Genomic DNA, 14,654 nt, shown 5'->3' on the forward strand with positions numbered 1-14,654 from the left:
ATAATATCAGCCCTTTGCTTTAAAACTAAGCAGTTGGGTCGATATTTAGATCTTCTGCCGGACCAAAGAATTCAAAATGCACATTTTCAGCTGGGATGCCTAATTTTGGTGCGAAGCCATTCATTGCTTGCATGAAAGGTTTTGGACCTAAGAAATAGAATTCTACATCACGATCATCACCGATTTTTTCTTCAAGCATTGCTAAGTTAATAAAACCTTTAGCGTCAGGCTGGCATTCTGTGGTTGCATCACTGTAAACGAAGTATGGTTTGATGTTTACGTTTTCAGCTGCAAGGTTTGTTACATGATCACGGAATGCATGTACCTTGGTGTTCATCGCTGCATGAATAAAGTGAATAGGGCGGTCTGTTCCTTTTAAACTGTTTAGCATGCTTATTGCAGGTGTAATACCAACACCACCCGTTACAAGTACAACTGGTTTGTTGTTGTCTTTTAGGATGAAGTCGCCCGCAGGTGCTAATACGCGCAGTGTGTCACCCGCTTGAATATGATCGTGTAGGTAATTTGATACTACGCCACCAGCTTCGCGTTTGATACTAATACGTAAGTATTCCGAGTTTGGTGAATCAGATAAGCTGTATTGACGACGTGTTTCTTCACCATCAATATTTAATACTAACCCTATAAATTGACCCGGTGTGAATGATGTAACAGGTTTGCCATCAGTTGGAGTCAGGTAGAATGATGTGATGTTTTCGCTTTCAGCTACTTTCGTCGTAACTGCGAATTCACGTACATCACGCCAACCACCTTCTTTTTCTTCATTGGCTGTGTAAGCAGCTTCTTCTGCTGCGATTAATAGATCTGCTAGTTGCCAGTATGCAAGTCCCCATGCATCAATCACTTCATCAGTTGCTGCGTCACCCAGTACGGCTTTAATTGATTTTAACAAGCACTCGCCAACAATTTCGTATTGTTCTGGTTGGATATTAAGTGATACGTGTTTGTTAATAATGCGGTTTACAGCCGCTTCTAATACAGATAGGTTTTCGATGTTGCCTGCATAAGCAACAAGGGCATTCGCCAGTGCTTTAGGTTGGGCATTACCCGATTGGTTACTTTGGTTGAAGAAGCGTTTTACTTCTGGATATTCTCTAAACATCAAAGGATAAAAATGCGCCGTAATATCATTAGCATGAACAGAAACAGCTGGGACAGTCGCTTTGATAATATCAATAGTGTGTTGTGTTAACATAATAGCTACCTTGTATAGGTTAGTGAAATAAATTGATCTACATCAATATTTATATTCACTCTATAGCAGTAGTCGTGCCAAGTTTTTAAGTTGTTGTTTTTAATCTTATTAGTATTTAACATTAAAGCTAGTTGTATTTATGACAACCATTATTAGTTGTCAATAAGTCAACTGGGTGTCCTAATGACAACCGTCGTATATGTAAGTTAAATGGAATAAAGCTTGAATGCTAACAACCGTTTACCTTGCTACTTTAAATTTGTAAGGTATTGTTTATAAAGTAATTAAGAACGTTACTTTACTCGTTGTTGAGTTGAAATGTTACAAGGACGCCCGGATGAAATTGAATATTACAGAAAATATCGAATTACTTTCTCTAGAGGAAGGTGATTCCTTAACTATATTAAATTTAGTTGAATCCAGTCGACCCCAACTAGGGAAGTATCTCTATTGGGTTGATAGTGTTCTAGATGAGGTATCGGCTCATAAATACATAGCAGAGCGTTTACATAGTGGATTATCTGGCTCGCGATGGTTTAAAATTAAATTCAATACGCAAGTTTGTGGTGTCTTTGGTATCAAGTCTATTTCAGATGAAAGTGGTATTGCTGAGGTTGGTTATTGGCTAACACATGCTGTGCATGGCAATGGTATTATCGTTAACGTTATTTCTCAGCTATCTTCTTTTTTGTTAGAGAGAACCGATGCAAAAATCATTGAATTTAGATGTCTTGAAAAGAATATTGCGAGTATTAGTGTGGCAAAAAAATCGGGTGCTAAGCTAGTAGATTCAATACCTAACTATGTAAATACTGGAAGTGAAAGTCAGGAATTACATATATACCAGTTGCTATTGTAAGCATATAAAAATAGGTGTTGAACTGTCGGCACATTATTCATATTTTAAAGGAAAAAAATGAAACTGATCATTAGAGACGTTAAAAAAGAAGATTCGCAAGGAATCATCGACATATTGAACCCTATTGTCGAGGCTGGTCTTTATACGATTCTCGACACAACCTTTTCACGTGAGGAGGAAGAGCAATTTATCCAAGACTTTCCTGAAAGAGGGGTCTTTAATGTTGCTCTAAACTCAGAAGTATTAACCATCGTCGGTTTTCAAAACGTGGAACCGTTTGCAACGTATACCCATGCATTTGATCATGTTGGTATCATCGGCACCTATGTTGATAGTAGCTATAGAAGGCAGGGCATTGCATCCAGCTTATTTAACGCCACGTTTGAGCTAGCAAGATCCAAAGGTTATGAAAAACTGTTTGCTTATGTTCGGGATGATAACCAAGATGTATTAGCAACGTATCTAAAGCAGGGATTCGAAGTAATAGGCGTAGCTAAAAAGCATGCTAAAATCCGCGGTAAATATATCGATGAAGTACTGATAGAAAAGCTACTATAGGTATTTTAAAATATAATGAAGTCATTGTTTTGCAAGTAAATTAATCTAACTTATGTATAATGAGTCTTTTGTTAAAAGGATTTAATTATGAATAAGACGTTGTTGATTTTGTCGTTACCTATACTTCTCACTGCTTGCGCTGCGCCTAAATATTCTGCGACACCAATTTCGCCAGTACATCAATCTAAGAATATTACGATTGTAAAAGACGATGCTACTCGCGCTGTGTTTTTAGACACAATGAAAGAATGGTGCGTAGAAACTGATCACACTTGTACAGTCGTAAATGATGGTACTCCGCCGAATCCAGAAGAAGTGACATTGACGTATGTTTCACGCTGGAGCTGGGATCTTGTTACTTTCATCGCCGATGCGGACGTTAAAGCGTTGAAAAATAATTATATCATCGGTGAAGTCGAATTTAAGGCACCAAATAGCGGTAACCTTGATAAATTTGGTGATGACGATAAGCGAATTAAATCAATGATGGAAATTTTATTTGGTCAGCAAACCGTTGAAGAAGCACAAGCTAAAATCAGCTCTGGTGAAATATAATAGTTAAGCTCAATTATTAACCTTCCTCAATGGCAGAGGAAGGTTTCGTTATTAATAAGTCAGTTGCAAGCTCAGCTGATTTCATCGCAATCGTCATTCCAGATGAGAATACAGGATCTAAAAACTCACCCACAACACCAAATGAACAGGTACCGTTACTAAATGGAATTATCAAATACCAAACTTTACAGTCGTCTGGATGCACGGAAATTAAGATCTTATTACGGTCAAAGTGACTGGCAGTAATGTTATCTTCAATATGAGTAAAGATCGCGCGTCTTGGAGGCTGTGTTGATGGTTCTTCTAGTTCGAGTAAACGCGGTAATACACGGCTAAAGCCACTGGCATCAAGGATAAAATCAGCGTCTATTTCATAGCTATTTTTATCTTTATCTAAGATGGTTAATGTCCACGTTGCACTTGGAATGTAGTACCTTCACCAGGTGTGTATTTATCTGTAAAATCAAACTCAGTGTATTTGCCTGAAGCATGAAAAGCTGCGCCATTTTTAAACTGGAAACCAGCGGCGTTCACAACATCAAACATATCGGCTTTTTTAAGAGATTCCATACACGCGGGCAATAAACTTTCGCCCATAGAAAATCGTGGGAATGTCGATTTTTCGATAATAGTAGTGCTGAAGACACAAAGAATTCCTTTTTATGTCGAGTCTTACTCCGGCTGGTTGATTTGTAACTCTAAAATGGTTATTTAACTTATTGGTTTTTATGAAAAATATAATTATATAATTTTTACGTTGTCACTATGACTACTCGGTGCTATAACTAATACTTATCGAATGACCGATTTAAGGATTAGTTACAATGGAAAACATCCGTTTTATCGAGAGTATAGATACAATTATCTATGACCTTTCTCGAGAACTACCTAAGCACCAAAGATATAACCGATTATTGCAGGCATGGCGGGATATTTTTTTATGTGACGCGTGCGTATTACTCAAGCTGGAAGGCGATAATTTGGTGCCTAAATCGGCCAACGGTTTGCAAATAGAAGCAATGGGGCGACATTTTCCCATTGCAGAACATCCAAGATTTGAGCAGATTCTAGCTAACTACGAAAATGAAGTACAAAAAAAAGTACTCCGTTTTGATGCAGCCTGTGATCTGCCCGATCCTTATGATGGTTTGATCCAAACGCCAGATGGACAACTTAATGTCCATGATTGTATGGGCGCGGTTTTAGTGATTGATAACAAGCCATGGGGTATTGTCACGATGGATGCGCTTAATCCACAACGCTTCGATTTCCTCGACCCACAAATCCTAAACTCCATGATCGGCTTGACCGAAGTCGTGATAAAAACCGCCAATTTAATCTTTGCATTAGACCAAAGAGTGCAACGACAAGAGCAAGTGACTGCTAGTTTAATTAGCGAGAAATTCAGTGAGGACATGATCGGCTCAAGTTCAGCGATGAACATGCTTAATTTAGAAATTGACTTAGTGGCTGATTCTGACTTAGCTGCATTGATATATGGTGAATCTGGTTCGGGTAAAGAGCTAGTCGCGCGTCGAATTCATATGGCATCAAAACGTGCAAATGAAGCGTTAATTACAGTTAACTGCGCTGCATTACCCGAAACAATGGTCGAAAGTGAGCTGTTTGGCCATGTTGCAGGTGCATTTACCGGCGCAACTAAAAACCGTTTAGGTAAATTTGAACTTGCTGATGGTGGTACGTTATTTTTAGATGAGATTGGTGAATTGCCTATGTCTATTCAAGCCAAATTATTACGGGTTATTCAATTTGGTGAGCTCCAACGTTTAGGCAGTGATAAGCCACATAAGGTTGATGTTCGCTTAATTACAGCGACGAACCGAGACTTAGCTAAAGAGGTTGCAGAAGGACGTTTTAGAGATGACTTGTACCATCGTCTCACTGTATACCCATTAAAAGTGCCAAGCTTGCGTGAACGCGGTAATGATATTTTGTTATTAGCTGGTAACTTTCTTGCTAAGATCCAACGCAAAGTCGGTATTAATAACTTAACGTTGGCCAAAGACGCAGAACGTGCATTATTGAGGTATGAATGGCCTGGTAACGTGCGAGAACTAGAACATCTATTGAGTAGAGCATCATTGCGTGCTGCTGCTCGTAACCGCAAAGATGATCGCGTTGTGATACTAGAAAGCAGTGATTTAGATATAGAAACAGCCAATGATGGCAGTAAATTAGGATTTTCTATATCGATGGATAGATCGGCTGCTATGTCGGATGATAGCAATGTCGGACAAGACGAAATTGTGATCAACCCTAGTGCTAATGATAATAACTTAAAGCAAATAACCGACGATTTTCAAACTCAATTTATCAAAAATATGTTAGTTGAAAATAACGGTAACTCGGCGGCAACAGCGCGTGCGATAGGGGTTGATAGAAGTAATTTACACCGCTTGATGAAGCGACTAGATATTCAGTAAATAATGTGTACGTTTAATTCAACTTTAATAAAAATCGTATAAAAAGGCGGTAGAGATGTGAATCTCTGCCGCCTTGTTAACTCTTCTCTTATTTAGTGCTCTAAAAAAGTCTTATTAATTAACGGTATTTTGCTAACCAAATAGTAAAGTAATCGCGATTAAGCGGTTGCCGCGAGTCCAAGTGTATGACCTTGCGTTGTTTTCTTATAAACACTCGCAAGTCTAATCGATAATAATATCGCCGCCATTGTTAGACCCGAAATAAAGCCAATCCAAAAACCAGCTGCGCCCATTGCTGGTACAATTAAATCTGTTAATGCCAGCGTATAACCAATTGTCATGCCTACAGCCCAATAAGAGAATAGGGTGATATAAAAGATTACACTTGTTTCTTTATAACCGCGTAATGCGCCAGCTGCAATAACCTGAACTGCATCCGAAATTTGATATACAGCGGCGATCAACATTAAACCTGTTGCAATATTAATAGTGGTTATATCTTCGGTATAAATTTCTGCAATCTCGTTACGCAATATAATGGTGAAGATCGCTGTGATAACAGAAAAACCAACACCCATCCACATCGCAGTGATACTGGCAAACTTAGCCTGTAGTGGTTTTTTCTCCCCCACATATTGGCCAACGGTAATTGTCGCTGCAATACCAATACTAAGTGGTAGCATGAAGACCATTGATGAGAAATTTAACGCAACTTGATGTGCTGCAACCGTAATCGCGCCAAGCGGTGCTAACAGAATAGACACAACTGCAAATAAGGTTACTTCACAGAACATAGATGCGGCAATTGGGAAACCAACACTAATGATGTGTGACATTTCTTTTTTATCGATACCATAAACTTGATCGAATAATTCAATCTCTTTAAAGTCTTTATGGAAGTAGCTATAAGCAATCATCGAAAAACACATAGCAACAAATACTAATGCAGATGCAACAGCACAACCAACACCACCGAGTGCAGGCATACCAAAATGGCCATTAATGAAGATGTAGTTTGCAGGTACGTTTACCATGATACCAATTAAACCAATCACCATAGTTGGTTTGGTAATACCTAAGCCTTCATGGTAGCTACGAAATACTTGATAACCACATGCAAAAGGTAATGCTAATGAAATAACACGTAAATAACCTGTTGTTAGTTCGGCCAATCTATCTTCAACGTGCATGAACTCAAGGATCATAGGGCTGTAATACAGTAGCGCCATCATAGGTAGAAAGGTGATTAATACAAACCAGATGCCTTGTTGAACAACTTGTGCAATTTGATTTTTCTTCTTAGCACCATAGAGTTGCGCAACGATAGGGGTGATAGCCATTAAAATGCCGATCAAAAACATGAGTACTGGGAACCAAATACTGTTGGCAATCGCGACCGCCGCCATATCTGTTGCACTGACTGCGCCAGCCATTACGGTATCAACAAAGCCCATTACAGTGAACGCAAGTTGTGCGATCAAAATTGGAACCATTAGTTTGAATAATTTAGAAACCTCAGATCGATACTTCTGCACTGATACTCCGAATATTTAGGGTTGTGATATTGTGTACTTTAAGAATTGATGTTGCTGAAAACGAAAGAATTGGTTATGAATGTTGTGATATTCGCGTTCGTGAGGGTATACCTGATCCAGCTAGGAGCATAATAATCCTTTATGGCTAGTATTTAAAGATGTATTTAAATTTATTTTATTGATATTAATATCTGGTCATTAACTAGATGAATTATCTAAACTAACACGATATAGTTAGGTCTATTCGTTCAAGTAGTGATAAAGGTTATTTATGTTTACTGGCATTGTACAAAGAAAAGCAAAGATTATTAGTATCGACAAAAAAGAGCAATTACATACGTTAGAAGTTGCGCTAGATAAAGTACATCAAGACGGTTTAGTTATCGGCGCAAGTATCGCGAATAACGGTACATGCTTGACGGTAGTAAAGATGAATGACAACAGTGTTTGCTTTGACGTTATTGAAGAAACACTGAAAGTAACTAACCTTGTTGACCTTGAAATCGGCGATGAAGTTAATCTAGAACGTGCTGCTAAGTTTGGCGATGAGATTGGCGGACATTTATTGTCGGGTCATGTACATACACAAGCTAAAATTGTCACCATTAGCCGAACTGAAACGAATTGTGATATTTGTTTTCAAATAGCCCCTGAATGGCAAAAATACGTATTACCAAAAGGCTTTATTTCGATTGATGGTATTAGCCTAACACTAGGTGATGTAGCTGATGGTCATTTCTGGGTGCATTTAATACCTGAAACGTTATCTGTAACGAACCTAGGAAGTCGTCGTGTCGGTCAGTTTGTAAACATCGAAATTGACAGCCAGACACAAGCGATAGTTGATACTGTCGAACGTATGATGGTAAATAAATAATGAGCGTTATCTTGTATTGTTGATAGAACATGGCATCAAAAGAGCGATATTCAGGTTTAGCAATCTTTATTCAAGCGTACCGTATCGCTCTAAATTAACGAACATTTCTAATACGATCTCATCTATATCAAAAGTATTTTATTTAAAGCTTATTATTTAAAATATTTGCTCATCATCTGCATCAATGAATAATTCAAACTTCTCATGAGCTTGATCATGCAATAACTTAAAGTGAATACTATTGCAGCAGGCACTGCACTCATCATAAAAATCTTGAGAGCCATTACTGGCATCAATGTCAGCCGTGATAAATTGACCACAATGTGGACATACAACTGTTCTATGGGAAAATTGTTTCATGATAACCTCCGCAGGTTATATATCGCATCTTCTAAGCTTATTTTAGCTGAAGATTGTACTTTTGCATGTTTAGAGTGTTAGGTATGAATTACGATGAAAAGGTACTGACACCTCTCGATATCAGTACCATAAATAATGGATCTTTAATGCGGTTGTGCTAGAGCATCCATATGAGTAGGTAAGGGTAGAGCACTGGTGCAATAATAGATGTTAATACACCGCTAATGAGTAATGCCGTGGTACTAAACGCACCGTGAGTACGACTCAATTCCATCGCCTTTGAAGTACCAATAACATGTGAACCAGCACCAATTGCAAGTCCTTGCGCTTCGGGTGTACGAATTCGTAAATGTTTCAATAAGAAAGGTGCGCAGACATTACCAAATATGCCGACCATAATAACCATGATTGCAGAAATCGCAGGGATCCCGCCAATAGTTTCACTAATTGCCATTGCAATTGGTGATGTAACCGCTTTAGGCGCAAGTGAGGCGACAATCTCTGGTGATGCAGAAAAGCTGATTGCGACGAATGTGGTTACAACTAACCCGACAATCACGCCAACACTACAGGCAATTAATACAGGTACTATTTTTGCTTTAACATGGATAAACTGTTGATATAAAGGAAAGGCGAGGGCAATAACGGCAGGTTCGAGCAAACGCGTTAATATCGTTGTACCTTGTTCGTATTCTTCAAGGTTAAATCCAAATACAATCATGATAGTAATTAACATACCAATACAAAGTAGGATTGGGTTAAAGAGCGCAAGTGTAGTTTTCTTATAGACCCATTGCGCCAGAAAATAGATAACAAGGGTTATTGGGATAGCTAAATACACGATCATTTATCATCACCTTGTTTTTCATTTAGTGCTTTATTTGATTTAGCGGCACTTGCTCGATTTAAATAGCAGTAGGTATGTCCAACGGTAAGAAAGATAACGACAGTACCAATGAAACTCGCCATGATGAGAGGCAGTAAGTTTTGTTGCACTAAATCAAAATAACCCATGAGAGCTACACCTGCGGGTACAAATAAGATACCTATGTGACGATTAAGTTGAAGGCACACTTTCTCTACATATTTTTGCTTTAATATACCACTGCTTAATGCGATAAATAAAAGTAATAAGCCAATGATACTTGAAGGAAATTCGACAGGTAATAATAGACTAACCCCTCGACCTAAAATAACAAAACAAAAAATAGTGAAAATATTATACAGCCATATTTTCATTGATTACCTACCTACTAATTATGCGATTGCTAAGCAATTACTGTGCGATCGAAAGCGTCCTATATAAAATGTTAAAAATATACAGGTCAGATGATATAATAAACGTTACTTGAAGTTTATTAGGTTATAAAAATGCAGTATCCGGTTAATGAAATTTTTGAAACAGTACAAGGTGAAGGCCATTTTACTGGTTATCCCGTCATCTTTATTCGCCTACAAGGGTGCGATGTAGGTTGTTCTTGGTGTGATACGAAACAAACTTGGACGGTTGATCCCGAGATGCAAGTGTCACAACAAGCGGTAAACAAAGCTTGCGATGATAAACCACATTGGGCGAACTTTACTGCACAAGAATTCATTGCCATGATACAAAAAAATGGTTTTGTTGCAAAGCATATTGTTATTTCTGGTGGTGAACCTTGCCAATATGATCTTGTTGAATTAACGGGTGAATTAGAACAAGCAGGGTATTTCTGTCAAATCGAGACTTCGGGAACATCCGAAGTTCGCGCAACAGATACGACTTGGGTGACAGTATCACCAAAGATCCAGATGAAAGGTCAGTTACCGGTTCTACAGAGTGCACTGCGTCGTGCAAATGAAATTAAACATGTGATCGCAATGGAAAAACACATTGAAGAGCTGGACGAGCTAATCGCGAATATAGACACCGAGGACAAAATTATGTGTTTACAGCCTATCTCACAGCAAAAACGTGCAACAGACTTAGCGATCAAACTATGCATTGAGCGTAACTGGAAACTGTCTGTTCAAATGCATAAATATATCTTTATCGATTAAGCGGTTTTAAATTGTTTATATGCGTCTACTTTCTGCTCTATATGATCAGTCGCGGGGATTGGCGACATACGCATCGTTAAATAGAGCAACCAAGTTGGCATAAAGAGATTATCGCCACCAAGTATCAATAAGTATTAATACAAAGTAGGACAGATATGAATCATTTAGACAAATCAGAAGCCGGACTAATCGATAGCTTTAAGCTACGTGAAGAAATTGTATTACATACTGATTTTTCTCAATCACCGATACTGCTCGATGACTTCTTACATCCAGATTTATTTGAGATATCACCAATAGGAACCTATACTTCACGTAGCGAGATAGTGGCGTGGTTATTAGCCAAATCACCGATGCAGCGTTGGTGTTTAACTCACTTTAAAGTCGTTGAACTGGCAACTGATACAATGTTGGTTTGTTATCAAGCGAATTCGATTAACGATGGTAAGGTAAAAGAAACTGGTAGCTTACGTAGTTCAATTTGGCACTTTAATAACGAGAAATGGCGACTTCGATTCCATCAAGCAACAAAAAACTAACAAATCTGTATAGTTAGTTCATTCATGTTTAACCTACTTATCTAATACTATTTCTCTGTCCCCCCCTTTAGGGGGGGCTCTCTCCGATATAAAGTTTCTATATCTATTTTAATTATTTGACATGGCTCGCATAAAATATCTTCTTGGCTTGGATTGACAATAATTTGGCACGTTTAGCCTATACCTGACACTGTGTGGTAAAAGTATTATGTGAATATAATACTTACAACCTAATTGTTAATGGAATGAAAACAAATTAAAGGTGCAGCATGGATACTATTATGAAAAGTAAAGTTCAGAAGAAATTCTTTAAAACAACACCAATTGCTCTTGCGCTAATCGTCTCAGGCTATACAGCCGCGCCACATGCAATTGAATTTAATTGGGGTGATGTTGAAGGTTCATTTAATTCGCAAATTACTGCGGGTTCAAGCTGGCGTGTTGAAGACTCAGATGCTAAAAACGCAGGTGTAGGTAACGGTGGTTTACCTGGTAATACGCCAACGGGTGATGACGGTAACTTAAATTACGCTAAAGGTGATGCTTTTACTCAAACGATTAAGGGACTTCATGATCTTGGTTTAACGTACGAAACTGAAGAGGGTATAACTTTTGGTGCCTTTGTTCGTGGTAAGTATTGGTATGACTACGCATTAGATAAAAATGATGTGATACACGGTAGTGGTACAAATAATTACGTTGCTAATCAACCTATTAATGATGATGATTTTAATAACTTAACTAAGTCGAAAGGTGTCGCATTACTTGATGCTTATATCTTCACTGGCTTCTATCTAGGCGAGACTGCTGTTGATTTACGTATTGGTAAACAGGTGGTTAACTGGGGTGAAAGTTCATTCATTCAAGGCGGTATTAATGCGGTTAACCCTGTCGATGCGGCCGCTTTCCGTCGTCCCGGCGCAGAAGTGAAAGAGGGTTTATTACCCGTAAATATGATTTTTGCTAACGTTGGTTTAACTGATAATTTAAGTATTGAAGCATTTTATCAATTAGAATTTGAACCAACAGTGATTGATAGCTGTGGTACTTACTTTTCTACGGCTGATTATTTAGCTGAAGGTTGTAATACGCTCGTTGTTGATCCTAACACTGGTTTAACAGATAAAGGTCTATATGATGCAGGTATTTATGCGACTCGGGGTACGGATGAGATGGCATCTAATGATGGTCAATTCGGTGTCGCATTTAAATATTATGCAGAAAGCCTGAATGCGACTGAGTTTGGTTTGTATTATATGAACTATCATTCGCGCTTACCGTATGCGAGTGCGGAAGCTGGCTTAGCAAATACACTTGTACCTGGCCAAGGGTACACTTATGGGCAAGCAATTAGCAGTCCATTTGTGCCCGTTGGAACTGATTTGAGTGGATTAGGTACGACGGCAGAGCAATATAATTCCAACTATCACACTGTTTATCCAGAAGATATTCAACTATTTGGTTTAAGTTTTAATACAACCGTGTCTGAGTGGGCTGTATCAGGTGAGGTTAGTCATCGATTAGATCTACCACTACAGATTAATGGTGCGGATTTATTGGCGTCGGCATTAACTGGTGACCCTGATTCACCGTTAACACCGCAATATAAAGAAGCTGCCGCTGGTTCAACTGTTGATGGTTTCGATCGTTTTGATTATACGCAATCACAGTTAACATTTATTAAATTCTTTGATAAAGCATTGGGTACAGACCGTATTACAGCAGTTGCTGAATTAGGGTATGGTCATGTATGGGACTTACCAGAAGGTGATGATGATATTAAATATGGCCGTGCAACTGTTTATGGTAAAAGTTTTGACGGTATAGGTGACGATGATGATGGCTTCACAACGTCTGACAGTGCTGGCTATCGTTTAGCTGTAAAAGCGGATTACCGTAACGTTTTCGCTGGTGTTGATTTAGCACCATCTGTTGCTTGGTCTCATGATGTGTATGGTTATAGCCCTGAACCACAAGGTACTTTCCAAGAAGGCCGTACTGGTGTGAATCTCGCACTTAAAGCGAACTACTTAAATATGTATTCTATGTCAGTAAGTTATACACAGTTTGGTGGTGATTTTAACCCGCTTTCTGATCGTGATTATGTTTCTGTTGCAGTCGGTATATCGTTCTAATTCGACATTGATAAGTATATAAATTTTAGAGCGTTAATACGGATAGAACGAATAGAAGTTATAGAAAAGGATTTTAATATGAAAATTTTAAATAAAGCATATAGCGTGGCGGCGATTTCAGTAGCTATGGCATTCTCGGCATCAGCACTTGCAAAAGTGAGTGAAGCAGATGCGGCTAAATTAGGGAAAGAATTAACACCAGTTGGTGCGGTTAAAGCGGGTAATGCTGACGGTTCCATTCCTGCGTGGACAGGCGGCATTACTAACGCAATCCTAGGGACAGACATTGGCAAAAATGATAGGGTGACGAATCCATTCGCAGCGGATAAGCCGCAGTTTGTTATTACAGCTGCCAATGTTGATAAATACAAAGACAACTTAACGCCTGGCCAGTTGGCTATGTTTAAGAAATATCCTGGTACTTATACTATGCCTGTTTATGAAACGCGTCGTAGTTTTGCTCAGCCAGACGATATCTATGCGACAATTAAAGATAATGCGATAAATACGAGTCTTTCGGCGGGTGGTAATGGTTTAAACAATTTTAAAATATCTATTCCGTTTCCAATTCCGGAAAATGGTTTAGAAGTCATTTGGAATCATATTACTCGTTATCGTGGTGGTCACGCCGAACGTGTCATTACAACTATCCCAGTACAGCGTAACGGTGCTTATACTGCGGTAAAAGTACAGGATAAATTTTACATTCCTGAAGCACTGAAAGGCGGTCGTGATGCGAAGAAAGATGACAATATTTTGTTCTATTACATGCAGCGTATTATTGCACCTGCACGTCTAACTGGTACGATTGCTCTCGTGCATGAAACTATCGACCAAGTGAAGGAACCGCGTAAAGCATGGATCTATAATTCTGGCCAACGCCGTGTTCGTCGTGCTCCAAACGTGTCGTATGATGGCGAAGGGATAGGCGTAGAAGGTTCTCGTACGTCAGATAACTACGATATGTACAATGGCGCGCCAGATCGCTATAACTGGACACTGATTGGCAAAAAAGAGCTGTATATCCCATATAATTCTTACAATCTTTCTTCTACCAATCTTGAATATAAAGATATTGTGAAGCCAGGTCATATTAACCAGGAATACACGCGTTATGAAAAGCATCGCGTGTGGGAAGTGCAAGCCAAAGTAAAAGAGGGGCAACGTCATGTGTATGCGCAGCGTAACTTCTTTATTGATGAAGATAGTTGGCAAGCAGGTGTGATTGACCATTATGATGCACGTGGTAACTTGTGGCGTGTTGCAGAAGCACATTCAGTTCAATATTATAACGCTGATGTGAACTGGTTCGCTGCGGAAACGCTCTATGATATTATTGCTGGTCGTTACTTGGTAACAGGTCTAAATAATGAAGAGCGTAAAGGTATTCAGTTTGACGTTAAGGCGAAACGTAAAGATTTCTCTACGTCAGCATTGAAACGTATGGGCCGTTAATAGCAATCCATTTCTTAATTTTTATTATAGCGAGAGCTTAGCACTTAATAAAAGTACTAACGCTCTCGCTTTTTGTTTTAG

The 14,654-nt window shown here is 38.8% G+C and carries 14 protein-coding genes and 1 pseudogene; 9 read left to right on the forward strand and 6 right to left on the reverse strand.

What is annotated here, in order from left to right:
• Positions 1–25: 25 nt before the first annotated feature.
• A complete protein-coding gene (gene hmpA, locus BT797_RS18665) occupies positions 26–1,216 on the reverse strand; it encodes an NO-inducible flavohemoprotein (protein WP_045110573.1) in 1,191 nt (396 codons plus the stop codon).
• Positions 1,217–1,553: 337 nt separating this feature from the next.
• On the opposite strand from hmpA, the gene BT797_RS18670 reads away from it, so the two are divergent.
• The 3 genes from BT797_RS18670 to BT797_RS18680 all read left to right on the forward strand — a co-directional run bounded on the left by BT797_RS18670 (position 1,554) and on the right by BT797_RS18680 (position 3,188).
• Entirely contained in the window at positions 1,554–2,075 is a 522-nt protein-coding gene (locus BT797_RS18670; RefSeq protein ID WP_075473136.1) for a GNAT family N-acetyltransferase, read from the forward strand.
• Between the two features lie 57 nt (positions 2,076–2,132).
• Positions 2,133–2,633 (forward strand): GNAT family N-acetyltransferase, encoded by a 501-nt coding sequence (locus BT797_RS18675; protein ID WP_045110571.1) that lies wholly within the window; start codon positions 2,133–2,135, stop codon positions 2,631–2,633.
• A gap of 87 nt (positions 2,634–2,720) precedes the next feature.
• On the forward strand, positions 2,721–3,188 hold the full coding sequence (locus BT797_RS18680) for an Sbal_3080 family lipoprotein (protein ID WP_045110570.1): 468 nt from the start codon (positions 2,721–2,723) through the stop codon (positions 3,186–3,188).
• Positions 3,189–3,240: 52 nt separating this feature from the next.
• On the opposite strand, the pseudogene BT797_RS23495 reads toward BT797_RS18680, so the two are convergent.
• Positions 3,241–3,818: pseudogene (locus BT797_RS23495) on the reverse strand (NAD(P)/FAD-dependent oxidoreductase); the annotation flags it as partial.
• 194 nt (positions 3,819–4,012) lie between these two features.
• Here BT797_RS23495 and norR point away from each other — a divergent pair.
• Positions 4,013–5,632, forward strand: a complete 1,620-nt coding sequence (gene norR, locus BT797_RS18695) for a nitric oxide reductase transcriptional regulator NorR (protein WP_075473138.1) — start codon at positions 4,013–4,015, stop codon at positions 5,630–5,632.
• Positions 5,633–5,790: 158 nt separating this feature from the next.
• On the opposite strand, the gene BT797_RS18700 is transcribed toward norR, so the two are convergent.
• Positions 5,791–7,167 carry an MATE family efflux transporter gene (locus BT797_RS18700; protein ID WP_045110568.1) on the reverse strand — a complete coding sequence of 459 codons (1,377 nt, stop codon included), beginning with the start codon at positions 7,165–7,167 and terminating at the stop codon, positions 5,791–5,793.
• A 271-nt stretch (positions 7,168–7,438) separates the two neighbouring features.
• Between BT797_RS18700 and BT797_RS18705 the strand changes: the two genes are divergently transcribed.
• Positions 7,439–8,044, forward strand: coding sequence for a riboflavin synthase (locus BT797_RS18705; RefSeq protein WP_045110567.1), 606 nt, complete (start codon positions 7,439–7,441; stop codon positions 8,042–8,044).
• 156 nt (positions 8,045–8,200) lie between these two features.
• Here BT797_RS18705 and BT797_RS18710 read toward each other — a convergent pair whose 3' ends face one another.
• From BT797_RS18710 to BT797_RS18720, 3 genes are all read right to left on the reverse strand, one after another.
• Positions 8,201–8,404, reverse strand: a complete 204-nt coding sequence (locus BT797_RS18710; RefSeq protein ID WP_045110566.1) for a CPXCG motif-containing cysteine-rich protein — start codon at positions 8,402–8,404, stop codon at positions 8,201–8,203.
• A gap of 157 nt (positions 8,405–8,561) precedes the next feature.
• Entirely contained in the window at positions 8,562–9,251 is a 690-nt protein-coding gene (locus BT797_RS18715) for an LrgB family protein (protein WP_045110565.1), read from the reverse strand.
• A complete protein-coding gene (locus tag BT797_RS18720) occupies positions 9,248–9,643 on the reverse strand; it encodes a CidA/LrgA family protein (protein WP_045110564.1) in 396 nt (131 codons plus the stop codon). The genes BT797_RS18715 and BT797_RS18720 overlap by 4 nt, the downstream gene beginning before the upstream one ends.
• A gap of 132 nt (positions 9,644–9,775) precedes the next feature.
• Here BT797_RS18720 and queE point away from each other — a divergent pair, with 132 nt between their 5' ends.
• From queE to BT797_RS18740, 4 genes are all read left to right on the forward strand, one after another.
• Positions 9,776–10,444 (forward strand): 7-carboxy-7-deazaguanine synthase QueE, encoded by a 669-nt coding sequence (gene queE, locus BT797_RS18725; protein WP_045110563.1) that lies wholly within the window; start codon positions 9,776–9,778, stop codon positions 10,442–10,444.
• Between the two features lie 155 nt (positions 10,445–10,599).
• Entirely contained in the window at positions 10,600–10,983 is a 384-nt protein-coding gene (locus BT797_RS18730; protein WP_075473139.1) for a nuclear transport factor 2 family protein, read from the forward strand.
• A 281-nt stretch (positions 10,984–11,264) separates the two neighbouring features.
• Positions 11,265–13,118 (forward strand): DUF1302 domain-containing protein, encoded by a 1,854-nt coding sequence (locus BT797_RS18735; protein WP_075473206.1) that lies wholly within the window; start codon positions 11,265–11,267, stop codon positions 13,116–13,118.
• A 78-nt stretch (positions 13,119–13,196) separates the two neighbouring features.
• The gene (locus BT797_RS18740) at positions 13,197–14,573 is read left to right on the forward strand and encodes a DUF1329 domain-containing protein (protein ID WP_075473140.1); all 1,377 of its coding nucleotides are present in this window, start codon (positions 13,197–13,199) and stop codon (positions 14,571–14,573) included.
• The last annotated feature ends 81 nt before the right edge of the window (positions 14,574–14,654 follow it).

Source organism: Moritella viscosa, from assembly GCF_900120065.1.
In the GTDB taxonomy this organism is placed as follows: domain Bacteria; phylum Pseudomonadota; class Gammaproteobacteria; order Enterobacterales; family Moritellaceae; genus Moritella; species Moritella viscosa.